This window comes from Streptomyces sp. NPDC051576, assembly GCF_040681835.1.
GTDB lineage: Bacteria > Actinomycetota > Actinomycetes > Streptomycetales > Streptomycetaceae > Streptomyces.
On record NZ_JBFAZO010000001.1, the window covers coordinates 890,615 to 915,381 of the forward strand.

Below are 24,767 nucleotides of genomic sequence, written 5' to 3' on the forward strand. Positions count from 1 at the left end.
CCTCCCGATCCGGAGAGTCGGCCCGGGGAGCCGTCCGATGAGGGTCCTGCTGATCGGAGCCAATGGCTACCTCGGCCGCTTTGTCGCCGACCGCCTGCTCGCCGACCCGGCCGTCCAGCTCACCGCGCTCGGCCGCGGCGACGACGCCGACGTCCGCTTCGACCTCGCGTCCGGCAGCCCCGGAGCACTCACCCGCTTCCTGGACGCCGTCCACCCCGGAGTCGTCGTCAACTGCGCCGGTGCCACCAGAGGCGGCGCCCGCGAACTCACCCGGCACAACACCGTCGCCGTCGCCACCGTCTGCGAGGCCCTGCGCCGCAGCGGCTGCGGGGCCCGGCTGGTGCAGATCGGCTGCGGCGCCGAGTACGGCCCCAGCCAGCCCGGTTCCTCCACCGCCGAGGACGCCGTGCCCCGCCCCGGCGGCCCGTACGGCGTCAGTAAACTCGCCGCCACGGAACTGGTCCTCGGCTCCGGCCTCGACGCCGTCGTGCTGCGCGTCTTCTCGCCCGCGGGACCCGGCACCCCCGCCGGCTCCCCGCTCGGTCGGCTCGCCGAGGCCATGCGCCGGGCCATGCAGTCCGGCGACGGCGAACTCAAGCTCGGCGGCCTCGGCGCACAACGCGACTTCGTCGACGTCCGGGACGTGGCCCGCGCCGTGCACGCCGCCTCGCTCTCCGCGGCCCAGGGCGTCATCAACATCGGCTCGGGCCGCGCGGTCCGGCTGCGCGACGCCGCCGCCGTCCTCGCCCGCGTCGCGGGATACGGCGGTGCCCTGCACGAACTCGACGGCCCGCCCGGACCGCTGCGGGCCACCATCGGCCACCCGCGCAGCGACCCCGACCACGCGGCCCCGGTCGCGTACCCGTACCCGGACGGCTGCGGGAGCTGGCAGCAGGCCGATGTGCGCACCGCCCGCGACCGGCTCGGCTGGCGGCCCCGGATCAATCTGGAGGAGTCCCTCGCCGACATCTGGATGGAGGCGGCGTGCCGCATCTGACCAGCACGTCCCTGGGCATCGCGAGCACCGGCGTCCGCACCGGCTTCGGCATCCCCGGCTACGCGCACCCGCTCGTCGCCCCCACCGAATGGGGCGAACTCACCCGCCCCGGCACCCCCTTGCACTGGGTCGTCCTCAACGTGTCCTCCGGTCCGGGCGCCCGCCCCGACCCGCACTGCCTGGAGGCGGCCGGCCGGCTCCGCAACACGGGCGTCCGCGTCCTGGGCCACCTGGACGCCGCGCACGGCGCCCGTGCCTTCGGCGCGCTGGTCTCCGAGGCGCACCGCTATCTCGACTGGTACCGGGTCGACGGCTTCCTCCTGGACCGCTGCCCCGCGGGACGCGCCGCGCTTCCCGAGGTCCGCCGCACGGTCGCCGCGCTCCGCGAGATCCGTGACGGCGCCCACATCGTCCTGGGGCACGGCACCCACCCGTACCCCGAATACGCCGAGTGCGCCGACCAGTTGGTGACCTTCTCCGGCCCCTGGAGCGACTACCGCTGGTCGCAGGTCGCGGAGTGGACCGCCGACCACCCGCCCGAACGCTTCTGCCACTTCGTGCACGGCGTCCCGCGCGGCCATCTCGACGAGGCGCTGCGCATCGCCCGCTGGCAGGGCGCCTCGACCATCTACTTCACCGACCGCACCGATCGCGGCGGCCGCACCGACCCCTGGGAGACGATGCCCGGCTACTGGGACGAGATCGTCTCGCGGATCGGAACAGGTGTCTCGGAATGAAGAGGGGCATGGCAGTGTTACGCGGAGAACAACCGTAGTGATTGACCGACCAACGGAGTCCCCGTGTCGCTGCCACCCCTGGTCGAGCCGGCTGCCGAGCTCACCGTAGACGAGGTCCGCAGGTACTCCCGCCACCTGATCATCCCCGACGTGGGCATGGACGGGCAGAAGCGGCTGAAGAACGCCAAGGTGCTCTGTGTGGGCGCCGGCGGTCTGGGCTCGCCGGCGCTGATGTACCTGGCCGCGGCGGGCGTGGGCACGCTCGGCATCGTGGAGTTCGACGAGGTCGACGAGTCGAACCTGCAGCGCCAGATCATCCACAGCCAGGCCGACATCGGCCGCTCCAAGGCGGAGTCGGCGCGCGATTCCGTGCTGGGCATCAACCCGTACGTGAACGTGGTCCTTCACGAAGAGCGGCTTGAGGCCGAGAACGTGATGGACATCTTCAGCCAGTACGACCTGATCGTCGACGGCACGGACAACTTCGCGACCCGCTACCTGGTCAACGACGCCGCCGTGCTGCTGAACAAGCCGTACGTGTGGGGTTCGATCTACCGCTTCGACGGCCAGGCCTCCGTCTTCTGGTCCGAGCACGGCCCCTGCTACCGCTGCCTCTACCCGGAGCCCCCGCCCCCCGGCATGGTCCCCTCCTGCGCCGAGGGCGGCGTGCTGGGCGTGCTGTGCGCGTCCATCGGCTCCATCCAGGTCACCGAGGCGATCAAGGTCCTGACCGGCGTCGGCGACCCGCTCGTCGGCCGACTGATGATCTACGACGCCCTGGAGATGCAGTACCGCCAGGTCAAGGTCCGCAAGGACCCCAACTGCGCGGTCTGCGGCGACAACCCGACCGTCACCGAGCTCATCGACTACGAGGCCTTCTGCGGCGTCGTCTCCGAGGAGGCCCAGGAGGCGGCGGCCGGCTCGACGATCACTCCGAAGCAGCTCAAGGAGTGGATCGACGACGGCGAGAACATCGAGATCATCGATGTCCGCGAGGTCAACGAGTACGAGATCGTCTCGATCCCCGGCGCCAAGCTGATCCCCAAGAACGAGTTCCTCATGGGCACCGCCCTGGAGAGCCTCCCGCAGGACAAGAAGATCGTCCTGCACTGCAAGACGGGTGTCCGCAGTGCGGAAGTCCTCGCCGTCCTCAAGTCGGCCGGCTTCGCGGACGCGGTCCACGTCGGCGGCGGCGTGATCGGTTGGGTCAACCAGATCGAGCCCAGCAAGCCGGTCTACTAGGCACGCGCCTTTCCGGAAGGGGCTCGGCACCACAGGTGCCGGGCCCCTTTCCGCTGCCCGGGCACATGTCCGGGCAGCGGTCCGGTCGGACGTTCGCGCTACGAGGCGCAGACCTTGCCGTCCTTGGGCACCGTCCCCTTCAGCAGATACGCGTCCACCGTCGAGTCGACGCAGTCGCTCCCGCTGCCGTAGGCCCCGTGCCCCTCGCCCTTCCAGGTCAGCTCCACACCGATGCCCTTGCCCAGCTCGTCGGCCATCTTGCGGGCGCCCTCGTACGGCGTCGCCGGATCCCCGGTGTTGCCGACCACCAGGATCGGCGCCGCACCGGGCGCACTGACCTCCGGGGTGTCGTACTGCCCGGCCACCGGCCAGTCGTGACACCACCCGGCCGTGTCCCAGCCCATGAAGTCGCCGAACACCGGGGAGATCTTCTCGAACTCGGGCAGCAGCTTGCGTGTCTGCTCGGGCGTCGGCCGCTGCTTGTCGTCCAAGCACGATATGACCCGTTGTGAATGGGTCGTCGTGCCGTAGTGCCCCGCGCTGTCACGGTCGTTGTAGCCGTCGGCGAGCGCCAGCAGCTCCGAACCGTCGCCCTCCTCGGCGGAGTCCAGGGCGCTGGTCAGGGTGGGCCAGCCCTCCTTGCTGTACAGCGGGAGGACGATGCCGGTCAGGGCGAGGGTCTGGGTCAGCTTCCGCCCGGACGAGGTCGCCAGCGGCTTGGCGTCCAGCCGCTTCAGCAGGGCCGCGATCTTCTTCGAGCCCTGCGCGGGGTTCTGGCCCGTCGACTTGAGGTAGTCGTCGAGGGCGCGCTGGAAGCCCCGGGTCTGGTTCAGCGCGTGGCCCACCGAGTCGGCGCTCGGGTCGACGACCGCGTCCAGGATCAGCCGTCCCACCTTCTTGGGGAACAAGTGGGCGTAGACACCGCCGAGTTCGGTGCCGTACGAGATGCCGAAGTAGTGCATCTTCGGGTCGCCCAGGACCTGGCGCATCAGATCCATGTCGCGGGCGGTGTCGGTCGTCGACACATGCGCCATCAGCTTCCCGGCGGCCTTCTCGCAGCCCTTGCCGAAGTCGGTGGCGTCCTGGAAGTAGGCAGTCTCCTCGGCCGGTGTGTCCGGCGTGGCGTCCACGTCCTCGGTGGCCTGGATCGCCTTGTCGCTGCGGCAGCGGACGCCCTCGCTGGCGCCGACCCCGCGCGGGTCCCAGCTCACCAGGTCGTAGCGCTCGTGCAGCGCGGACACGGTGGCGGAGTACGCCGGCATGTAGTCGACGCCCGAGCCACCGGGACCGCCGAAGTTGAACAGCAGCGAGCCGATACGGTCGCCGCCGGTCGACCTGGAGCGGATCAGCGCGAGCCCGATCGTGGAACCGTCCGGCTTCGTCCAGTCCAGCGGCACCTTGAGCGTCGCGCACTGCCAGTCACTGCTCGGCGCGGCCGAGTCCCCGGTGGCCTTGCAGCGGCCCCAGTCGAGCCTCTGCGCGGTCAGAGAAGCGGGCAACGCGGCCGTGGTGGACGCAGAAGTGGAGTCGGCCGTCGACGGTGTGGCGGCGTCGGTCCCCGCCCCGCCCTTGCCGTCGTCGGACGAGCCGCTGCTGCAGCCGGCCGTCAGCAGTGCGGCAGCGGCCATCAGGGCCGTCCACCGTACGAGTCGTGCCATGTGCTTCCCCCCTCGCAGGCCGTCCGCGTCACGCCGCGGATGGCGGTCAGGCCATAGTAGGCGGCGCGGGCCGAGCCTGCCGCAGCCTGTGGATAACCTTTTGACCTGCGATTATGTCGGAATTTTGAGGGAGGGGTCAGGAACAGACGGTGCCGGTGGCCGGGACCTTCCCGGTCAGCAGATAGCCGTTCACCGCGCTCTGCACGCACTTGTTCTTGCTGTCGTACGCCCCGTGTCCCTGGCCCTTGTACGTCAGCTCGACCGCGACGCCCTTGCCGAGCGCGTCCACCATCTTCCGCGCGCCCTCGTACGGTGTGGCCGGGTCGCCGGTGTTGCCCACGACGAGGATCGGCGCCGACCCGTTCGCGCTCACGTCGGGATGGTCCGCGGCGCCCGGCACGGCCCAGTCGGTGCAGCTGACCATGCCCCAGGCGAGGAAGTCGCCGAAGAGAGGGGAGGCGGCCCGGAACTCGGGCAGCTTCTGCTCGACGTAGTCGGCGGTGTACCGGGGCTTGTCGTCGGCGCAGTTGATGGCGATGTTGGCCGCGGCGATGTTGCTGTACTCGCCGTTCTCGCTGCGCCCGTTCATCGAGTCGGACAGCAGCATGAGGACCTTGCCGTCACCGGCGTAGGCCTGTTCGAGTCCCTCGGTGAGGTACGCCCAGAAGTCCTTGGAGTACAGGGCCTGCGCGATGCCGTTGGTCGCCGCCGTCTGGGTCAACTGGCGGGGGAAGACGCCCGGGATCGGCTTGCTGTCGAGGCTCTTGAGCAGCTTGGCGATGCGGTCCTTGACGTCCTGCGCGGTGTCGCCGACCGGGCAGTCCGTCGTCTTCGACGTGCAGTCGTCGGCGAAGTTGTCGAGTGCGAGCTGGAAGCCCTTGGTCTGTCCCAGGGAGCCCTGTTCGGAGTTCTGGGTGGGGTCGACGACCGCGTCGAAGACGGCGCGTCCCACCTTCTTCGGGAACAAGTGGGCGTAGACGCCGCCGAGTTCGGTGCCGTAGGAGATGCCGAAGTAGTGCAGCTTGTCGTCGCCGAGGACCTGGCGCATCAGGTCCATGTCGCGGGCCGCCTCGGTGGTACGCACCTGGGGGAGCACCTTCTTGGAGTTCTTCTCGCAGGCCGCGTTGAACTGCTTTGTGTTGGCCAGCAGCTTGGTGCGCTCGGCCGTGTCGTCCGGTGTGGCGTCCTGCTGGAAGTACTGGTCGAGCTGGGAGTCGCTCTCGCACTTGACGCCGGCGCTGCGGCCGACACCGCGCGGGTCGAAGCTCACCAGGTCGTAGCGGGTGCGCAGGGTCGCGTAGTCCTCGCCGAACGCGGGCAGCGTGGTGACGCCCGAACCGCCGGGGCCGCCGAAGTTGAAGACGAGCGACCCGATCCGCTTGTCCGTGGCACCGCTGGCCTTCGCCCGGACCAGCGCGAGCCCGATCGTGTCGCCCTTGGGCTTGTTCCAGTCGAGCGGCGCCTTCATGGTGGCGCACTGCCACTTGCCGCCGTTCGGCAGCGGCGACGGCGCGGCGCCGCCGCCCTCCGACTCGGACGGGGCCGGGCAGTCCTTCCAGCTCAGCTTCTGGGCCGTCGGATCCTCGTCCTTGGAGTCGCCGCCGCAGCCCGCCAGCGTGGCGGACAGCAGGACGACAGCGGCGGTCAGGGCAGCGGCACGCAGCCGGGAGGGGTTCGGCATGACCCCATCCTGGGGTCGGGCGGGGCGACGCGCTCGGGGCGCGGTCCGTACGAGGTACGCACGCGTGCGTGCCCTACGCGCATGCGTATCCGTGCTCTACAGGGAGCCCTTGCGGGACAGGTGGTTGAAGAACAGCCAGCCCGGCAGCACCGGAATCCACAGCGTCAGCAGCCGGTACAGGAGCACCGCAGGAGCGGCGACCTCCTTGGGCAGGCCGACGGCGATCAGACCGAGGGTCAGACTGGCCTCGACCGCGCCCACACCGCCCGGGGTCGGGGCCGCGGAGCCGAGCGCGTTGCCGGCGAGGAAGACGACGGCGACGCTGGCCAGGCTGAGCGTCGTCGACTGGTCGCCGAACGCCCGGATCGACGCGTCCAGGCACATCACGAAGCAGGCCGTCAGGAGCAGCATGCCGCCGATGCCGGTGACCAGCTTCTGAGGCCGCTGCAGCACGTCGAGCATGCGCGGAATGACCCCGGCGAAAAGCGACCGCACGCGCGTGACGAGGAACTTCCGCAGGAACGGCACCGAGGTCACCACGAGCACGAGCACCGCCACCGTCAGCAGTCCGGCGATGACCGTCCGGGACGGCGACAGGGAGGGCGTCTTCTCGGTGCCGGTCAGATAGCCGAACGACAGCAGCATCAGGATGTGGCAGCCCAGCCCGAACAACTGGGACGCGCCGACACTCGCCACGGCGAGTCCGGGCCGCACCCCGGCACGCTGGAGGAAGCGCGTGTTCAGGGCCACACCGCCGACCGCAGCCGGTGCCACGATCTTCACGAACGACCCGGCGACCTGCGCCGCCACGGTCCGCAGGAACGGCACCCGCTCCGGCACGAACCCCAGGAGGGACATCGCCGCCGCGAAGTAGCTCACCGCCGAGAACATGACGGCCGCGGCCACCCAGCCCCACTGGGCGTTGGCCACGAGCGGGCCGAACTCGATGTGCGTGAGCTGCGTCAGCAGGAAGTACGCGCCGATCGCACCGGCGATGAAACTGATCAGCGTGCGCGGCCGCACCCGCTCCAGACGAGCCGGTTCGACCGGCGCCTGCGGCCTGATCAACAGCACCTGATGGCGGATCTGGGTGAGCAGATCCTCCTCGCGGGCCTCGTCCAGCGCCTCGTCGATGGCCCGCTTCTCGGCCCGCTGCTCCGCGCGCACGGCCTTCTTGTCGGTCTTCTTGTCAGGCTTCTCCAGTACCGGAGTGGAGCCCTCCGAGACCGCCTCCGCGTGGGCCTGTCTGGTCTGCCGGGATGCCTCCAGGATCGCCTCGCGCTCCCGCTGGGCCCGCTCCCTGGACAGCCGACGCAGCGTCGCGCGCGTGGAGCGCGACAGCGCGATCGGCTGGAGCATCGGCAGACAGTCGGCCACGGCGTCGGGGCCGAGGACGCCGACCGCCGAGGCCACCGCGCGCTCGGCGCCCACCCGGAGGCCGACCGTGGTCACCAACTGGGCGACGTCCATGCGCAGCAGCAACTCACCGGCCGCGATCTCGCCGCCGCGCAGATCCGTGAGGATCACCCTGCCGGAACGATCCACCAGAATCGCGTCACCGGCGAGTCTGCGGTGGGCGATGCGCCGCGACTGCAGCGCCTGCACCTGGTGCCAGGTCAGGCGCAGCAGATCGTCGGTGATCTCCTCGTCCGCGAGCGAGTCGAGGGTGCGCCCGCCGGTGTGCTCGTAGACGAGCATGACGGCGTCGGGGCCGAGCTCCGAGGTCGCGATCAGCTTCGGGGCGTTGGCCCCGGCCGCGATCGCCGCGTACGCGAGCAGGGCCTCCTGCTCCAGCGCCTGCCGCAGCGACTGCAGACTGCTGCGGGTCGCGAAGCCGCGCAGCGTCAGATTGCGCCACGCGCGGTAGAAGAAACCCTGCGCCTGCTGCTCCCGGTCGACCACCGTGACGTCCAGCGGCGGGCCGTCCTCCAGGGTCACGAAGTAGCGCCGGCCCCGGTCGCCGTTCTCCGTGTCTACGGCCTCCTCGCGGGCCGCGCCCACCGGGCGGAAGCCAACCGTCCGCAGGCCCGCCATCAGTGTCCGCCCGGTCGGACGGACGTTCGGCGAGCCCACCGCGTACAACGTCCCGTAGGCCACGGTCCAGCCGATGAGCACCGTCAGGATGATCGAGAACGGCGTCGTGTAGCCGGTGACCAGCATCGAGAAGGCGTCGAGCAGCAGGACGATCCACAGCACGGAGCGCCAGCGAGGCCTCCGTGACATGCCCACCGCCGTCATATAGGCGATGACGGGCGCCAGATAGCCGTGCACCGGATCGGTGAGGGCGTGGATGTCGCCGGGAGAGGGCTGGGTGAGCGCCTCCTGGATGGAGCCCGGGGCGGCCTTGGCGACCCACAGGTCAGTGGCGAGTGTCACTCCGTGGGCGAGGACCGCCGCGAGCACGCCGTCGGCGATGCGCAGCCCGTCCCGCTTGATCAGCCGCTCGATCGCGAAGGCGACCGGCACCAGCAGGATGGCGATGCTGGAGGCCAGTCCCGCGATCTTGATCAGCAGGTCGGGGGCCTGGCCGGTGCCCTTGTTGATGTCCTGTTCGAGCCCCGAGGTCGTGCCGTGCGCGAACGCGGCGATCGCGAGCAGTACGACGATCGCGAGAAAGCCCACCAGGAGGCGCATGAGATCCGAAGGGCGGTGCACGCGCGCGGGGAGCAGGGGTTCGTCGCCCTCGACCTCTTCGGCGTGCGGTTCGTCACCGCAGTCGTCGAGGCCGGGCGCGGGCGTCTGCGCGGGACCCTCCTCGGGGTCCTTTTCGGTCGCGTCGTTCTCGGCGGCGGTGTCCGGGCGCGACGCAGCGTCAGAGGTACCCTCCGCGTCTTCGGGGTGCACACCCTGCTGCTTCATCGTCTCTTCTTGATCTCGTATCACTGGTCACCGCCCGCACGATGGTGGCATGCCCCACCGACACACGGGGGCATCAGGGTGCAAATGCGGGGGCGCACAGTCTGCCCCACGCGCCGCTCCGGGGCGAGGGATACGCACAGTCGCCAGCGCGTCGCACTGTCGGTGGGGTGCGGCAGGATGGGGCGGATGAGCGAGGAGAGCCTTCCGGACGACATCGGCCCGCACCACGCCAACGCGCTGCCCGAGTACGCGGAGCGGGTCCTCGACGTGGCCGAACGGATTCCGCCCGCGCGCGTCATGACGTACGGGGACGTCGCGGAGTGGCTGGAGGAGGGCGGGCCGCGCCAGGTCGGCCGCGTGATGGCCCTCTACGGAGGAGCCGTCCCGTGGTGGCGGGTCGTCCGCGCGGACGGCGTGCTGCTCCCCGGCCACGAACTGCGGGCGCTCGATCACTACCGCGCCGAGGGCACCCCCCTGAAGGAGGCGAGCAGGGCCGCCGAGGGCCACCTGCCACGCCTCGACATGAAACGGGCGCGATGGGACGGCGGCGAGCGCGCGGACGGTCACACCTGACAGCTTCCGCCATCGGACGGCCCCCGGTGCGACCTGTGGCCCGTACGGGGGAAACCCGGCACATCCGTGGCATGCCGTACGTTCGAGGGGCGAGGGACGCGAGGGTCGCGTGAGCCGCGCGGGAACAAGCGGAAGCCCTGCTTCCCCACGACCCGTCGGCGTAGCGTCGGCTGCACCTGTCCCCCTCATCCCGCGACCACCGCCCTCCACGCGCGGTGGTCGGGCAACCAGCACACCCACCAGGACCGGCGAACCACGTGAGCTCCTCTTCCTCCACCAGGCACTTGTCGCACCCACAGGTGCGACAGGGGAACCGTGGCGCTTACCGACTGGTGCGTACCCCGCCGGACCGACCGGTTCCCCCTCGTCTGGACGCGCCACAGCGCTCGGTGGTTGACCACGAGACCGGTCCGCTGCTGGTCCTCGCAGGTCCGGGCACCGGCAAGACCACCACCCTCGTGGAGTCCGTCGCGGCCCGTGTCGCCCGGGGAGGTGACCCCGCGCGGATCCTCGTGCTGACGTTCAGCCGCAAGGCGGCGGTCGAACTGCGCGACCGTATGGCACTGCGCATCGGGGCCGCCCGCGCGCCCCGGGCGACCACCTTCCACTCGTTCTGCTACGCCCTGGTCCGCGCCCACCAGGACAGCGACCTGTTCGTCGAGCCCCTACGGCTGCTCTCCGGCCCCGAACAGGACGTCGCCGTACGCGAACTGCTCGCCGGTCAGCCCGACCTGGAGCGGCTCGGCCTCGCCCATGTGCGCTGGCCGGACGAACTGCGGGCCTGCCTCACCACCCGCGGCTTCGCCGACGAGGTCCGCGCGGTCCTCGCCCGCAGCCGCGAACTGGGCCTCGCCCCCGACGCCCTGGACGCCTTCGCCCACCGCATCGGCCGCCCCGACTGGCGCGCGGCCGCCGCCTTCCTCGCCGAGTACCTCGACGTACTCGACCTCCAAGGAGTGCTCGACTACGCGGAACTGGTCCACCGCGCGGTGCTCCTCGCCCACCGCCCCGAGGTCGCCGAGCGGCTCGCCGCGCAGTACGACGCCGTGTTCGTGGACGAGTACCAGGACACCGACCCGGCTCAGGTCCGACTGCTGCACGCCCTCGCCGGCGGCGGGCGCACCCTCGTCGCCTTCGGCGACCCCGACCAGTCGATCTACACGTTCCGGGGCGCCGATGTGAACGGCATCCTGGAGTTCCCGAGCGCCTTCCCGCGCGCGGGCGGCGATCCGGCCCCCGTGGAGGTGCTCCGGACCTCCCGCCGCTCCGGCGCCGCCCTGCTGACCGCCACCCGGCTGCTGACCCAGCGCATGCCCCTGACCCGGCTCCCGGCGCAGAAGGTGCGTGCCCACCGCGAGCTGTCCCCGGTACGGGACGGCGGACGCGTCGAGGTGTACACGTACCCGACGTCCGGCACGGAGCTGGACAACATCGCCGACATCCTCCGCAGGGCACACCTGGAGGACGGCGTCCCCTGGAGCGACATGGCCGTCCTGGTGCGGGCCGGCTCGCGGACGATCCCCACGGTCCGCCGCGCTCTCACGGCAGCCGGCGTCCCCCTGGACATCGACGGAGACGACCTGCCCCTGCGCCACGAACCGGCGGTGGCACCGCTGCTGACGGCCTTGCGGGCGGTTGCGGTCGCGGAGTCGTCCGCGGGCGCCCCGGCCGTGGCGGAAGAATCCGCCTCTGACACGTCCGGAGTGAGTCCCGCGGACGACACATCCGAAGCGAGCCTCACGGACGCCGAGCCCGACGAAAGCCTCACTGGCACGGTGTCCGAGGAGAGCCTCACTGGCACGGCGCCCGACGGGAGCCTCACGGGCGCCGCCTCCGAGGAGCCCGTCCCCGACACCGCTTCCGAAGAGCCCGCCCCGGACACCTCATGGCTCGACACCGAGACCGCCCTCACCCTGCTCGCCTCCCCCCTCGCCGCCATGGACGCAGCCGATCTGCGCCGCCTGGGCCGGGCGCTGCGCGAGGAGGAGCGGGCCGGGGGCAACCCCGTGCCGCCACCCTCGGACGAGCTGCTCGCGCGGGCACTTGCCGAGCCCGAGCGGCTGGTCGCGCACGACCCCACGTACGCGCGTGGCGCCCAGCGCCTGGGCGCGCTGCTGCGCAAGGCGCGGGAGCGCCTGGCGGGCGGCGGTACGGCCGAGGAGGCGCTGTGGGACCTCTGGCAGGGCACACCTTGGCCCGGGCGCCTGGAGCGGTCCGCTCGGCGCGGCGGCGCGGCCGGGCGGAACGCGGACCGCGACCTGGACGCCGTCTGCGCGCTGTTCGCGACCGCGGCCCGCGCGGAGGAGCGCACCGGCGGCAGGGGCGCCCTCAACTTCCTGGAGGAGATCGACGCCGAGGACATCGCCGCCGACACCCTCACCCGGCGGGCCGTACGCCCCGACGCCGTACGCCTGATGACCGCGCACCGCTCCAAGGGCCTGGAGTGGCGGCTGGTCGTCGTGGCAGGCGTCCAGGAGGGCCTGTGGCCGGACCTGCGCCGGCGCGGCTCGCTCCTGGAGGCCGACCGCATCGGCCGCGACGGACTCGCCGAACCGCTCACCCCGGGTGCCCTGTTGGCCGAGGAACGCCGTCTGTTCTACGTCGCCGCCACACGCGCGCGTGAACGCCTCGTCGTCACCGCGGTGAAGGCCCCCGCGGACGACGGCGACCAACCTTCCCGCTTCCTCACGGAACTCGGCGTCGAGCCCAAGGACGTCACCGGCCGCCCGCGCCGCCCGCTGTCGGTCGCCGCCCTGGTCGCCGAACTGCGTGCAACGACCGTCGACCCGCGCGTGTCCCACACCCTCAGGGAAGCCGCCGCGCGCCGGCTCGCCCGGCTGGCCGCGCTCGCCGACGAGGACGGCCGCCCGCTCGTCCCGTCCGCGCATCCGTACCGCTGGTGGGGCATGTTCGAGCCCACCGAGAGCAAGGTGCCGCTGCGCGACCGCGACCAGCCCGTCGTGCTCTCCGGAAGCGCCCTCGACCAGCTCGCCAACACCTGTGCCCTGCAATGGTTCCTGGGCCGCGAGGTGAAGGCCGACGCGCCCGCGACCGCCGCCCAGGGCTTCGGGAACGTGGTGCACGTCCTCGCCGACGAGGTCGCCTCCGGCCGCACACCGGCCGACCTCGCCGTCCTCATGGAACGCCTCGACACCGTGTGGAACGCGCTCGCCTTCGACGCCCCCTGGAAGTCGGAGCAGGAGAAGGGCAACGCGCGCGTGGCGCTCGAACGCTTCCTGAAGTGGCACGTCAACTCCAACGGCGTCCGCACCGGTCGCACACCCGTCGCCAGTGAGCACGACTTCGACGTCACCCTCGAAGCGGGCGACTACGAAGTGCGCATCCGCGGCTCCATGGACCGCGTCGAGGCGGACGGCGAGGGACGCGCCTACGTCGTCGACTTCAAGACCGGCAAGCAGACGCCGACCGCCCGCGAGGTGGAGCGCCACCCTCAACTCGCCGTCTACCAACTCGCCGTCCGTGAAGGCGCCGTGGACGAGGCCTTCGACGGAGTCCGCCCCGAACCGGGCGGCGCCGAACTGGTCCAACTGCGCCAGGGCGCCGCCCAGCGCGACGGCGGCGAGACGCTGCCCAAGGTTCAGGCCCAGGAGCCCCAGGAGGGGGAGTGGGCCGGTGAACTCCTGGCCACGGCCGCGGGCAAGGTCCTCGACGAACGGTTCACGCCCACGGCCGGCCAGCACTGCGCGCACTGCGCGTTCCGGGCCTCGTGCAGCGCACGGCCCGAGGGCCGGCACGTGGTCGAGTGACGTGCGTGACACATCGCACCACATGTGCTGACCTGCGCTTCTCCTTCCCCTGAGGGCGATTGGTCCTCGACTGTCAGTGGCCGCCGCTAGCCTCTGCGACATGCCCGCCCGTATCACCGATCCCGATGAGCTCAAGGAGCTCCTCGGCATCCCCTTCACCCCGGAGCAGACGGCCTGCATCATCGCGCCGCCCGCCCCGCAGGTGATCGTGGCCGGAGCCGGGTCGGGCAAGACCACGGTGATGGCGGCCCGCGTGGTGTGGCTGGTCGGCACCGGACAGGTCGCCCCCGAGCAGGTCCTCGGCCTGACCTTCACCAACAAGGCCGCCGGTGAACTCGCCGAGCGCGTCCGCAAGGCGCTGATCAAGGCGGGCGTCACCGACCCCGACGTCATCGACCCGGACAACCCCCCGGGCGAGCCGGTGATCTCGACGTACCACGCCTTCGCGGGCCGCCTGCTGACCGACCACGGGCTGCGCATCGGCCTCGAACCGACTTCCCGTCTGCTTGCCGACGCCACCCGGTTCCAGCTCGCCGCGCGCGTACTGCGCGAGGCCCCGGGCCCCTATCCGGCACTCACCCGCTCCTTCCCGGACCTCGTCAGCGACCTCCTCACCCTCGACGCGGAGCTGGCCGAACACCTCGTACGCCCCGAGGAGTTGCGCGCCTACGACGCCGATCTCCTGCGCCGGCTGGAGGGCGTCAAGCTCAGCAACGCCGAGCTGCGCAAGGTTCCCGAGGCGGCCGCCGCCCGCCGCGACCTCACGGAGCTGGTGAGCCGCTACCGGGCCGCCAAGCGCGAGCGCGACCTGCTCGACTTCGGCGACCAGATCGCCCTCTCCGCGACCCTGGCGCGCACCCGCCCCGAGGTCGGCGACATCCTGCGGGACGAGTTCCGGGTGGTGCTGCTCGACGAGTACCAGGACACTTCGGTCGCTCAACGCATCCTCCTGGCAGGCCTGTTCGGCGCCGGCACGGGACACCCGGTGACCGCGGTCGGCGACCCGTGCCAGGCGATCTACGGCTGGCGCGGCGCGTCCGTCGCCAACCTCGACGACTTCCCGGAGCACTTCGCGCACACGGACGGCGGTCTCGGAGCCCGCCAGTCGCTGAGCGAGAACCGCCGCAGCGGCGGCCGCCTCCTCGACCTCGCCAACGGCCTCGCGGAACCCCTGCGCGCCATGCACGCGGGCGTGGAGGCCCTTCGCCCGGCACCCGGCGCCGAGCGCGACGGCATGGTCCGCTGCGCGCTGCTGCCCACCCACGCCGAGGAGATCGACTGGCTCGCCGACTCCATCGCCCACCTCGTACGGACCGGGAAGGAACCCGGCGAGATCGCCGTCCTGTGCCGTACGGCCACCGACTTCGCCGAGATCCAGGGTGCCCTGGTGGCCCGCGACATCCCCGTCGAGGTGGTCGGACTCTCCGGCCTGCTGCACCTCCCCGAGGTCGCCGACCTCGTCGCCGTCTGTGAAGTCCTCCAAGACCCGGGCGCCAACGCCTCCCTGGTCCGCCTGCTGACCGGCCCGCGCTGGCGCATCGGCCCACGCGACCTCGCCCTCCTGGGACGACGGGCCCGGCTCCTGGTGGCGCACACGCGCGTGGGGGTCGACGACGACCCGGACCGCCGGCTCGCCGAGGCCGTCGAGGGGGTCGACCCCTCCGAGGTGATATCGCTCGCCGACGCCCTCGACACGTTCCTGGAGACACCCCTGTACGGCGCCGACGGCGACAGGGACGACGACGGGCTGCCCTTCTCACCGGACGCGCGCGTGCGCTTCGCCCGCCTGGCCACCGAACTGCGCGACCTGCGCCGCTCCCTGTCCGACCCCCTGATGGACGTCCTGCACCGCGTCCTGGCCATCACCGGCCTGGAGGTCGAACTGGCGGCGTCCCCGCACGCCTTGGCCGCCCGCCGCCGCGAAACCCTGTCGAACTTCCTGGACGTCGCCGCCTCCTTCGCCGCCGGCGACGGCGAGGCGACCCTGCTCGCCTTCCTCGGCTTCCTGCGCACCGCCGCCCAGTACGAGAAGGGCCTCGACAACGCGCTGCCCGGCGGCGAGAACACCGTCAAGGTCCTCACCGCGCACAAGTCCAAGGGCCTGGAGTGGGACGTCGTGGCCGTCCCCGGCCTGGTCACCGGGACCTTCCCCAGCGGCCAGGGCCGAGAGAAGTGGACCGCCCAGGGCAAGGTCCTGCCGCACGCGCTGCGCGGCGACACCGCCACCCTCCCCGACGTCACGTCCTGGGACTCCAGAGGGCTGAAGGCCTTCCACGAGTCCATGAAGGACCACCAGCACACCGAGGAACTCCGCCTCGGCTACGTCACCTTCACCCGCCCCCGCTCCCTGCTGCTCGGCTCCGGCCACTGGTGGGGCCCCACCCAGAAGAAGCCCCGCGGCCCCTCCGACTTCCTCATGGCCCTGTACGACCACTGCACGGCCGGACACGGCGAGATCGAGGCCTGGGCGGACCGGCCCGAGGACGACGAGGAGAACCCCGCACTGCACACGGCCACCGCCGACCAGGCCTGGCCGCTGCCCCTCGACGACGTGGCGATGACCCATCGCCACAAGGCCGCCAAGATGGTCCTGGACCACCTGGAGCACCTCGCCTCCCACGACGAGAGCCACCCCGCGGCCACCCACGACCCGAACACCCACGACGACCCGGACTGGCCCCCGCCACCGGAGGACGAGGAACCTCCCTACGAGGAACCGCCTTACGAGGAGGAACCTCCCTACGACGATCGTCCTTACGACGAGCCTCCGTACGGGGGACCCCCTCTCGACGCCGAAGACGAAGACGGCCTCCCGGAGGACGACCTCGCCGACTGGGACGCCTGGACCACGGACCGCCCGACCCTCCCGCACCAGGCGACGGCCCCCCGCCCCGCCGAACACTCCAGTGCGCCAGGGGGCGCACGTCCGCACCCCACGGAGCCGCCCGGCACCCCCCTCACCCCCGAGGAGGCCCGCGCCATCGCCTCCTGGGACCGCGACCTCGACGCGCTCACCGGCGAACTCCTGCGCGCCCGCCAGAGCGTCACCGACGTACCCCTGCCGGCCTCGCTGACCGCCACCCAACTGCTGCGCCTGGCCGCCGACCCGGACGGGCTCGCGCAGGAACTCGCGCGCCCTCTGCCGCGCCCGCCGCAACCCGCCGCACGCCGAGGCACCCGCTTCCACGCGTGGGTGGAATCGCGCTTCGAAGAGCTGACCCTGCCCATGCTGGAACCGGAGGAACTGCCGGGCAGCGACGCGGAGATCGCCGACGAACGCGACCTGGAGGCCCTCAAGGAGGCCTTCGAACGCACGGAGTACGCGCGACGCACGCCGTACCGCGTCGAGACCCCGTTCCAGCTCTCGATCGCCGGCCGCGTCGTACGGGGGCGTATCGACGCCGTCTACAAGCAGGGCGACGGCGACGGGGCGACGTACGAGATCCTCGACTGGAAGACCAGCCGCACCCGCAGCGCGGACCCGCTCCAGCTCGCGATCTACCGGTTGGCGTGGGCCGAGCGGCAGGGCGTGCCCCTGGAAGTGGTGAGCGCCGCGTTCCTGTACGTGCGCGGCGGCGAGGTCGTCCGGCCGGAGGGACTCCCGGACCGGGCCGCACTGGAGCGGCTGCTGCTGGAGGAGCCGGGCACGCAAGCAAACTGTGAGGAACCGCCCACCGAGGATGTCGGTGCGGGCCGATAGGCTCGTGACCATGAGCCACACCGTTGACAGTGCCGTCAGCGCGGTCCGCACGTACATCGAGCAGCACCGCGCAGCCTTCCTCGACGACCTTGCCGAGTGGCTGCGCATCCCGTCCGTGTCGGCGCAGCCCGACCACGCGCCCGACGTCCGGCGCAGCGCGGACTGGCTCGCCGCCACACTCCGGGAGACCGGTTTCCCGACCGCCGAGGTCTGGCCGACCCCGGGCGCCCCCGCCGTCTTCGCCGAGTGGCCCAGCGACGACCCCGAGGCGCCCACGGTCCTCGTCTACGGCCATCACGACGTCCAGCCCGCCGCCCGCGAGGACGGCTGGGACAGCGAGCCCTTCGAACCCGTCGTCCGCGAGAACCGCCTCCACGCGCGCGGGGCGGCCGACGACAAGGGCCAGGTGTTCTTCCACACACTCGGCGTCCGCGCCCACCTCGCCGCGACCGGTCGCACCACCCCGGCCGTCCATCTGAAGCTGCTCGTCGAGGGCGAGGAGGAGTCCGGCTCCCCGCACTTCCGGGCCCTCGTCGAAGAGCACGCCGACCGGCTCGCCGCCGACGCCGTGATCGTCTCCGACACCGGCATGTGGTCAGAGGACACCCCCACGGTGTGCACCGGCATGCGCGGCCTCGCCGAGTGCGAGATCCGGCTGCACGGCCCCGACCAGGACATCCACTCCGGCTCCTTCGGCGGCGCCGTGCCGAATCCGGCGACCGCCGCCGCCCGCCTCGTCGCCGCACTGCACGACGAGCACGCCCGCGTGGCGGTACCCGGCTTCTACGACGGCATCGTCGAACTCACCGACCAGGAGCGAGAGTTCTTCGCCGAGTTGCCCTTCGACGAGCAGGAATGGCTGCATACCGCCAAGTCGCATGCCACCCACGGAGAGGCCGGGTACACCACCCTGGAGCGCATCTGGGCCCGCCCCACCGCCGAGGTCAACGGCATCGGCGGCGGCTACCAGGGCCCGGGCAGCAAGACGATCATCCCGTCCTCGGCCATGGTGAAGCTGTCGTTCAGGCTGGTCGTCGGCCAGGATCCCGACCACATCGAGAAGGCCGTCCGCGACTGGGCCGCCGGGCAGGTGCCCGACGGAATCCGCCAGGAGATCACGTTCAGCGCGGCCACGCGGCCGTGCCTGACGCCTCTGGACCACCCGGCCCTGCAATCCGTCGTCCGCGCCATGGCCCGCGCCTTCGAGAAACCGGTCCGCTTCACCCGCGAGGGCGGCTCGGGACCGGCCGCCGACCTTCAGGAAGTCCTCCGGGCACCCGTCCTCTTCCTGGGCATCTCCGTCCCCTCCGACGGCTGGCACGCCCCGAACGAGAAGGTCGAACTCGACCTCCTCATGAAGGGCGTCGAAGCCACCGCCCACCTGTGGGGAGACCTCGCCGACACCTGGCGCCATGCGCCCTGACGAACTTGCGCGATCCGGAACGGCGACCCGCGCGGGGCACACTGGAAGAACCGCCCCGCACACCCCGTCCCCGCCGGACCCGGTCGCCTCCTGCCGTACGTCCCGCTGAACCGCCCGCCGAAACAATCCGCATTGCCGGGGGAGTTGGAAGCACCCGTGACCACCTGGACCGACCACACAGCCGATCGACCCATCTCGCTCACCGCCCCGAGCGGCATCGACCGAGCCGCCCACCACCGGCTCGACGAGGCCTGGCTCGCCGCGGCGTGGAGCCACCCCACCACCCGCTGCTTCGTGGTCTCCGGCGGCCAGGCCCTCATCGACGAGACGCCCGAGGGCAGAACCGAACTCGTCATGACCCCGTCTTTCGAGGCGCCCCTCACCGAGGCACACCGTTACTTCCTGGGCACCGACGACGACGGCGTCAGCTTCTTCGCCCTCCAGAAGGACGCCCTGCCGGGCCGTATCGACCAGTCGGCGCGGCCTGCGGGCCTGCGCGAGGCGGGCCTGCTGCTGTCACCCCGGGACGCGGGCCTGATGGTGCACGCGGTCGCCCTGGAGAACTGGCAGCGCCTGCACCGCTTCTGCTCCCGCTGCGGCGAGCGCACGGTGATCGCCGCGGCCGGCCATATCCGCCGCTGCCCGGCCTGCGGCGCGGAGCACTACCCGCGCACCGACCCCGCCGTGATCATGGCCGTCACCGACGAGGAGGACCGCATCCTGCTCGGCCGCCAGGTCCACTGGCCCGAGGGCCGCTTCTCGACGCTCGCCGGCTTCGTGGAGCCCGGCGAGTCCATCGAGCAGTCGGTGCGCCGCGAGGTCTTCGAGGAGGCCGGTATCACCGTCGGCCATGTCGAGTACGTCGCCAGTCAGCCCTGGCCCTTCCCGTCCAGCCTCATGCTGGGCTTCATGGCCCGTGCCACCTCGACGGACATCAACGTCGACGGCGACGAGATCCACGAGGCCCGCTGGTTCTCCCGTGAGGAGCTGCGCGCGGCCTTCGAGTCCGAAGAGGTGCTGCCCCCGTACGGCATCTCGATCGCGGCCCGACTGATCGAACTCTGGTACGGCAAGCCGCTGCCGACGAGAAGCTTCGTCTGAGGCGGAGGCGACTGGGGGCGCGGATGACCGACCCGTACTGGAACCACAACGTCCACTACCACCCCGTGGTGGTCGACGCGGTGCCCGAAGGCTGCCGTACCGCCCTGGACGTCGGCTGCGGTGACGGTCTGCTCGCCCGCAAACTCGCGGGCAGGGCCGAGTCCGTGACGGGCGTGGACCGCTCGCCGCAGATGATCCGGCTCGCCTGCGCGGACGTCCCGGAAAACGTCACCTTCGTGGAGGCGGACTACCTCGACGGCACCGCACTCGACGAAGGCACATACGACTTCGTCAGCGCGGTCGCCGTTGTCCATCACACCGAGTTCGAGCAGGCCGTGCGACGGCTGGTGAGTCTGCTCGCACCCGGCGGCCGCCTGGTGCTCGTCGGCCTGGCCTGCAACCGGACGTTCCTGGACTGGGTGATCAGCGGCTGCGGGCTTCCCGTGAGCCTGTTCCTGGCGCGACGGAACGGCGGGAAACGCGGGCCTGTCGGCATGCCCGTGGAGGACACGACGATGTGCTGGGGCGAGGTGAGCAAGGAGGTCCGGCGCCTGTTGCCCGGCGCCCGGCTCAGGCGACGGCTCCTCTGGCGTTACGTGGTGGTGTGGGACAAGCCGGCCGCCTGAGCCGAACGGCAACAGAACGACAAGAAGGCGGCCCCTGACATCAGGAGCCGCCTTCTCTGGAGCTGCGCGCGCCGACCGTCGTTCAGGCGCCGATCTTCTGCTTGACCTGGGCGAGCGACGGGTTCGTCAGTGTCGAACCGTCTTCGAACAGCAAGGTCGGGACCGTCTGATTCCCGCCATTCGCCTTCTCGACGAGCGCCGCGGAGGCCGGGTCCTGCTCGATGTTGATCTCGTTGTACGCGATGCCCTCGCGGTCCATCTGGCTCTTCAGCCGACGGCAGTAACCGCACCACGTGGTGCTGTACATCGTCACAGTGCCCGACATCTTCTCGCGCTCCTCAACAGCTCGGGGGATGTGTCCTCGCAGTGGACGCAACGTACGCGAGGGGGCCGCCATTCCCGCCGGGGGTATCCCCGGGCACGTGACGCCTGCCGCATTAGTACGACTGCGGTGCCTCCCTGTGGACAACCGGCTCACCCGTCTCCGGGGACCTGGCAGCATGGCCGTGTGACAGCAGCAACGCACTCCTCCCTGTTCCCGCAGGTACCGGACTCGGCCGACGCGGTGCTCGACGGGCTCGACCCCGAGCAACGCGAAGTGGCCACCGCCCTGCGCGGACCGGTGTGTGTGCTGGCGGGCGCCGGCACGGGCAAGACACGGGCGATCACCCACCGGATCGCCTACGGAGTGCGCGCAGGTCTCCTTCAGCCGTCCAGCGTGCTGGCCGTCACCTTCACCAACCGGGCAGCCGGCGAGATGCGCGGCCGGCTCCGCCAGCTCGGTGCCGCGGGCGTCCAGGCCCGTACTTTCCACTCGGCCGCGCTGCGCCAGCTCCAGTACTTCTGGCCGAAAGCAATCGGTGGCGGCATGCCCCGGCTGGTCGACCGCAAGATCCAGCTCGTCGCCGACGCGGCGGCCGCCTGCCGCATCCGACTCGACCGCGGTGAACTGCGGGACGTCACCGCCGAGATCGAATGGTCCAAGGTCACCCAGACCGTCCCCTCCGACTACGCGGCCGCGGCGGCCAAGGCCGGCCGGGAGATCCCGCGCGCCGCCGCCGAGATCGCCCAGCTCTACACGACGTACGAGGAGGTCAAGCGCGACCGCGCGGTCATCGACTTCGAGGACGTCCTGCTGCTGACCGTCGCCGTCCTCCAGGACCGGCAGGACATCGCCGAACAGGTCCGCTCGCAGTACCAGCACTTCGTGGTCGACGAGTACCAGGACGTCAGCCCGCTCCAGCAGCGCCTCCTGGAGCTGTGGCTGGGCGACCGCGACAGCCTGTGCGTCGTCGGCGACGCCAGCCAGACGATCTACTCCTTCACCGGGGCGACGCCCGACCACCTTCTCGACTTCCGCACCCGCCACCCCGGCGCCACGGTCGTCAAGCTGATCCGCGACTACCGCTCCACGCCCCAGGTCGTCCATCTCGCCAACGGCCTGCTCTCCCAGGCCCGCGGCCGGGCCGCCGACCATCGCCTGGAGCTGATCTCCCAGCGCGCCGCGGGCCCCGAGCCCGTCTACGCCGACTACACCGACGAGCCGGCCGAGGCCGAGGGCGCCGCCCGCCGCATCCGGGACCTCATGGCAGCGGGCGTCCCGGCGAGCGAGATCGCCATCCTGTTCCGCACCAACTCCCAGTCCGAGACCTACGAACAGGCCCTCGCCGACGCCGGAGTCTCCTACCAACTGCGCGGTGCCGAGCGTTTCTTCGACCGCCCCGAGGTCCGCAAGGCAGGTGCCGCCCTGCGCGGCGCGGCCCGCTTCGGAGGCAACGACTCGCTCCTCGACGACGTCGTCGACCTGCCCTCCCAGGTCCGTGCCGTCCTCTCCGGCGAGGGCTGGACCACCGAACCCCCGGCCGGCTCGGGCGCCGTCAGAGAGCGCTGGGAGTCGCTCGCCGCCCTGGTCAACCTCGCGCAGGACTTCGTCGCGGCCAAACCCGGAGCCAGCCTCGCCGACCTGGTCGCCGAACTCGACGAACGGGCGAACGCCCAGCACGCCCCGACCGTCCAGGGCGTCACCCTCGCCTCCCTGCACTCGGCCAAGGGCCTGGAGTGGGACGTCGTGTTCCTGGTCGGCGTCGCCGAGGGCATGATGCCGATCACCTACGCGAAGACCGATGAACAGGTCGAGGAGGAACGCCGGCTCCTCTACGTCGGAGTAACCCGCGCCAGAGAGCGGCTCTACGTCTCCTGGGCGCTGTCCCGCTCGCCCGGCGGCCGCCCGAGCCGCCGCCCCAGCCGCTTCCTGGACGGTCTGCGCCCCGGCTCGACCGGCACCGCCGGCAGACCCGGCGCGCTCGCCCCCGGAGGCATCGAGCGCGGCTACCCGGGCAGCGGCCCCAAAGCCGTCCCTCGGCGGACGCAGCGCACCCCGGCCCGCTGCCGCGTGTGCGGCCGTACGCTCACCGACGCCGGCGAGATGAAGCTGATGCGCTGCGAGGACTGCCCCACCGACATGGACGAGGGCCTCTACGAGCGGTTGCGCGAGTGGCGGGAGGTCCAGGCGCAGCGCAGCGGTCAGCCGGCCTTCTGCGTCTTCACCGACAAGACGCTGATGGTGATCGCCGAGACTGTCCCCGACGACGAGGGCGAACTCGCGCGGATCCCCGGCGTCGGCGTGCGCAAGCTCAACCGCTACGGGGCCGATGTCCTGGCCATCTGCGGCGGTCAGGAGCCTGCGGAGGGTGTCGCGGGGGACTGATGGAAACTCGTCGGAAAAATAGTTTGCGCATGCCCCAGCAATCCCCATAGGTTCTTAGACACGGGAACAGGGGGCCTTCTCGAAGGCCCTGATTCCGTGCTGTACTTGCATATCCGAAGGACCGGTCTCACCCCCGGTCCCCCGAGACGCCGAGAGGAGGCGATTCCAGTGATCAGCATCAACACCCGCTCCAGCAGCACCGTGAAAATGACCGATCCCTCGGTCGTCTCCCTGTGCATGCTCGGCGTTTCGAACCTGGGTACCGGTCTGTCCGGCATTTCTGCCGGCCGCCCGGCGTCCTCCGTGTCTCTCGCGGTTCTTCCCGTCCGTGAGCGCAATGAGCGACCGACCAAGGCACTGGAAGCAGTAGCGGCACAGGCGCAGGCCTATGCCTTTGCGGCCGGTGCCGGAGGCCGGAAGAAGACGACGCAGCACCACCAGATGTGGGCCTTCCGTGGGCCAGAACCCTGGAGTGATCCAGCCTGATCGATCAGGCCGGCGCCTTCAGGGCCGCGGAACCCCATCCGGGATCCGCGGCCCTTCTGTTTTCCCCGAACGGGGACGACGGAGCGAAGGGGCCTCGGGACAAGAAAAGAACCCGGTACCAGCCGACAACCGGCCCAACAGGGCCGGAACGACCAGACGAGGAAGAACAACCGTGCAACTCGAAGCGCACGCCCCGTCCGTACCGCCTTCCGAAACGATCCCCCCGCCCGGCCTCACGGAGGACTCCACCTTGATCCCGCTCACCGCGCTCACCGCGCTCGACGACGCCATCGAGAACCTCGGCGTGCCCGTCCCCTGCCGTTCCTACGACCCGGAGGTCTTCTTCGCCGAGTCGCCGGCCGATGTCGAGTACGCCAAGTCCCTCTGCCGTACCTGCCCGCTGGTCGAGGCCTGCCTCGCCGGGGCCAAGGAGCGGCGTGAGCCCTGGGGCGTCTGGGGTGGCGAGCTGTTCGTCCAGGGTGTCGTCGTGGCCCGCAAGCGGCCGCGTGGCCGTCCGCGCAAGAACCCGGTCACGGCATGAACATCTTCGGAACGATCGACCGCCCCCTCACGCACGACCCCAAGAAGCAGGCCCCGATGAAGCCGTCCACTCCCAGCGAGCCCGCGGGCTCCGCGATCCCAGACTTCACCACCCCCGGTGCGACCGAGTCGCGCCAGAACAGGACCCGAGAGATGCAACTCATTCCAGAAGCCCTGGCCCGTGCGCATATGCACGAGCGCCTGCATGAGGCCGAGCGGGAACGCCGGGCCGTGAGCCTGGTGTCCGCCCGCCGGATGCAGCGCAGGGCCGAGCGTGCCTCGATGCGCGCCCGCCGTGCGCTCGCCATGGCCGTCATGCAGTAATCGATCACACCTGAAGCGGTGGCCTCCCAGTTCCGGGAGGCGAAAGCTCCACGCGGGGGCCGGTCCGTCCGAACGGACCGGCCCCCGCGGTGCGTTCCGCCCACCGATCACCGGGTACGGCGATATCGTCGCCGCGTGATGAGTCCTCCCGGAGGCAGTGACGACAGCGCCTCCACCGCGGAGCCCCCACCCCTGGTGTGCGCCCGCTGCGGCACCCGGTCGGAAGGCCCACAGCCCACCTGGACCTGCTCCGTGGAGCACGGAACCCGCAGCTACTTCTGCGACTCCTGCGCCAGGGAGAGCCTCAGGGCGATCGAAGGACGGCTGGACTCGGACTGGTGGTGAC

General features: G+C 71.3%; 18 protein-coding genes. 14 read left to right on the forward strand and 4 right to left on the reverse strand.

Annotation, left to right across the window (positions count from 1 at the left end; translation table 11 throughout):
* Nucleotides 1–37 precede the first annotated feature (37 nt).
* The 3 genes from AB0M63_RS04250 (at nt 38) to moeZ (ending at nt 2,976) form a co-directional block, all read left to right on the forward strand.
* Nucleotides 38–997 carry an NAD(P)-dependent oxidoreductase gene (locus AB0M63_RS04250; RefSeq protein WP_020119777.1) on the forward strand — a complete coding sequence of 320 codons (960 nt, stop codon included), beginning with the start codon at nt 38–40 and terminating at the stop codon, nt 995–997.
* Nucleotides 985–1,734 carry a spherulation-specific family 4 protein gene (locus AB0M63_RS04255; protein WP_355917702.1) on the forward strand — a complete coding sequence of 250 codons (750 nt, stop codon included), beginning with the start codon at nt 985–987 and terminating at the stop codon, nt 1,732–1,734. The genes AB0M63_RS04250 and AB0M63_RS04255 overlap by 13 nt, the downstream gene beginning before the upstream one ends.
* Nucleotides 1,735–1,797: 63 nt before the next feature.
* Nucleotides 1,798–2,976, forward strand: coding sequence for an adenylyltransferase/sulfurtransferase MoeZ (gene moeZ, locus AB0M63_RS04260; protein WP_366018306.1), 1,179 nt, complete (start codon nt 1,798–1,800; stop codon nt 2,974–2,976).
* A gap of 98 nt (nt 2,977–3,074) precedes the next feature.
* Here moeZ and AB0M63_RS04265 read toward each other — a convergent pair whose 3' ends face one another.
* From AB0M63_RS04265 to AB0M63_RS04275, 3 genes are all read right to left on the reverse strand, one after another.
* Nucleotides 3,075–4,634 carry an alpha/beta hydrolase gene (locus AB0M63_RS04265; RefSeq protein WP_366018307.1) on the reverse strand — a complete coding sequence of 520 codons (1,560 nt, stop codon included), beginning with the start codon at nt 4,632–4,634 and terminating at the stop codon, nt 3,075–3,077.
* A gap of 136 nt (nt 4,635–4,770) precedes the next feature.
* Entirely contained in the window at nt 4,771–6,315 is a 1,545-nt protein-coding gene (locus tag AB0M63_RS04270; protein WP_366018308.1) for an alpha/beta hydrolase, read from the reverse strand.
* Between the two features lie 96 nt (nt 6,316–6,411).
* Entirely contained in the window at nt 6,412–9,174 is a 2,763-nt protein-coding gene (locus AB0M63_RS04275) for a lysylphosphatidylglycerol synthase transmembrane domain-containing protein (protein ID WP_355917691.1), read from the reverse strand.
* Nucleotides 9,175–9,360: 186 nt separating this feature from the next.
* Between AB0M63_RS04275 and AB0M63_RS04280 the strand changes: the two genes are divergently transcribed.
* The 6 genes from AB0M63_RS04280 (at nt 9,361) to AB0M63_RS04305 (ending at nt 20,364) form a co-directional block, all read left to right on the forward strand.
* Complete coding sequence (locus AB0M63_RS04280) at nt 9,361–9,747, forward strand: MGMT family protein (RefSeq protein ID WP_366018309.1); 387 nt, start codon at nt 9,361–9,363, stop codon at nt 9,745–9,747.
* Between the two features lie 257 nt (nt 9,748–10,004).
* Nucleotides 10,005–13,514 carry an ATP-dependent DNA helicase gene (locus tag AB0M63_RS04285; protein WP_366018310.1) on the forward strand — a complete coding sequence of 1,170 codons (3,510 nt, stop codon included), beginning with the start codon at nt 10,005–10,007 and terminating at the stop codon, nt 13,512–13,514.
* A gap of 100 nt (nt 13,515–13,614) precedes the next feature.
* Nucleotides 13,615–17,214 carry a UvrD-helicase domain-containing protein gene (locus tag AB0M63_RS04290; RefSeq protein ID WP_366018311.1) on the forward strand — a complete coding sequence of 1,200 codons (3,600 nt, stop codon included), beginning with the start codon at nt 13,615–13,617 and terminating at the stop codon, nt 17,212–17,214.
* Nucleotides 17,215–17,224: 10 nt separating this feature from the next.
* Entirely contained in the window at nt 17,225–18,637 is a 1,413-nt protein-coding gene (locus AB0M63_RS04295) for a dipeptidase (RefSeq protein WP_366018312.1), read from the forward strand.
* Nucleotides 18,638–18,793: 156 nt separating this feature from the next.
* A complete protein-coding gene (gene nudC / locus AB0M63_RS04300) occupies nt 18,794–19,738 on the forward strand; it encodes an NAD(+) diphosphatase (RefSeq protein ID WP_355917676.1) in 945 nt (314 codons plus the stop codon).
* Between the two features lie 23 nt (nt 19,739–19,761).
* A complete protein-coding gene (locus AB0M63_RS04305; RefSeq protein WP_355917673.1) occupies nt 19,762–20,364 on the forward strand; it encodes a class I SAM-dependent methyltransferase in 603 nt (200 codons plus the stop codon).
* A gap of 82 nt (nt 20,365–20,446) precedes the next feature.
* Here AB0M63_RS04305 and AB0M63_RS04310 read toward each other — a convergent pair whose 3' ends face one another.
* The gene (locus AB0M63_RS04310) at nt 20,447–20,689 is read right to left on the reverse strand and encodes a mycoredoxin (protein ID WP_355917670.1); all 243 of its coding nucleotides are present in this window, start codon (nt 20,687–20,689) and stop codon (nt 20,447–20,449) included.
* Nucleotides 20,690–20,872: 183 nt separating this feature from the next.
* On the opposite strand from AB0M63_RS04310, the gene AB0M63_RS04315 reads away from it, so the two are divergent.
* The 5 genes from AB0M63_RS04315 (at nt 20,873) to AB0M63_RS04335 (ending at nt 24,766) form a co-directional block, all read left to right on the forward strand.
* Nucleotides 20,873–23,071 carry an ATP-dependent DNA helicase UvrD2 gene (locus AB0M63_RS04315; RefSeq protein WP_366018313.1) on the forward strand — a complete coding sequence of 733 codons (2,199 nt, stop codon included), beginning with the start codon at nt 20,873–20,875 and terminating at the stop codon, nt 23,069–23,071.
* Between the two features lie 168 nt (nt 23,072–23,239).
* A complete protein-coding gene (locus AB0M63_RS04320) occupies nt 23,240–23,557 on the forward strand; it encodes a hypothetical protein (RefSeq protein WP_355917664.1) in 318 nt (105 codons plus the stop codon).
* 172 nt (nt 23,558–23,729) lie between these two features.
* Nucleotides 23,730–24,098 (forward strand): WhiB family transcriptional regulator, encoded by a 369-nt coding sequence (locus AB0M63_RS04325; RefSeq protein ID WP_030668930.1) that lies wholly within the window; start codon nt 23,730–23,732, stop codon nt 24,096–24,098.
* Nucleotides 24,095–24,421 carry a hypothetical protein gene (locus tag AB0M63_RS04330; protein ID WP_355917660.1) on the forward strand — a complete coding sequence of 109 codons (327 nt, stop codon included), beginning with the start codon at nt 24,095–24,097 and terminating at the stop codon, nt 24,419–24,421. The genes AB0M63_RS04325 and AB0M63_RS04330 overlap by 4 nt, the downstream gene beginning before the upstream one ends.
* A gap of 138 nt (nt 24,422–24,559) precedes the next feature.
* Nucleotides 24,560–24,766, forward strand: coding sequence for a hypothetical protein (locus tag AB0M63_RS04335; protein WP_366018315.1), 207 nt, complete (start codon nt 24,560–24,562; stop codon nt 24,764–24,766).
* Nucleotide 24,767: the final 1 nt, after the last annotated feature.

Bases quoted from the DNA above. Each gene is read 5' to 3' on its own strand.
- AB0M63_RS04250 (WP_020119777.1), top strand. From the start codon at position 38: ATGAGGGTCCTGCTGATCGGAGCCAATGGCTACCTCGGCCGCTTTGTC.
- AB0M63_RS04265 (WP_366018307.1), bottom strand. From the start codon at position 4,634: ATGGCACGACTCGTACGGTGGACGGCCCTGATGGCCGCTGCCGCACTG.
- AB0M63_RS04270 (WP_366018308.1), bottom strand. From the start codon at position 6,315: ATGCCGAACCCCTCCCGGCTGCGTGCCGCTGCCCTGACCGCCGCTGTC.
- AB0M63_RS04275 (WP_355917691.1), bottom strand. From the start codon at position 9,174: ATGAAGCAGCAGGGTGTGCACCCCGAAGACGCGGAGGGTACCTCTGAC.
- AB0M63_RS04280 (WP_366018309.1), top strand. From the start codon at position 9,361: ATGAGCGAGGAGAGCCTTCCGGACGACATCGGCCCGCACCACGCCAAC.
- AB0M63_RS04290 (WP_366018311.1), top strand. From the start codon at position 13,615: ATGCCCGCCCGTATCACCGATCCCGATGAGCTCAAGGAGCTCCTCGGC.
- AB0M63_RS04295 (WP_366018312.1), top strand. From the start codon at position 17,225: ATGAGCCACACCGTTGACAGTGCCGTCAGCGCGGTCCGCACGTACATC.
- AB0M63_RS04305 (WP_355917673.1), top strand. From the start codon at position 19,762: ATGACCGACCCGTACTGGAACCACAACGTCCACTACCACCCCGTGGTG.
- AB0M63_RS04310 (WP_355917670.1), bottom strand. From the start codon at position 20,689: ATGTCGGGCACTGTGACGATGTACAGCACCACGTGGTGCGGTTACTGC.
- AB0M63_RS04330 (WP_355917660.1), top strand. From the start codon at position 24,095: ATGAACATCTTCGGAACGATCGACCGCCCCCTCACGCACGACCCCAAG.
- AB0M63_RS04335 (WP_366018315.1), top strand. From the start codon at position 24,560: ATGAGTCCTCCCGGAGGCAGTGACGACAGCGCCTCCACCGCGGAGCCC.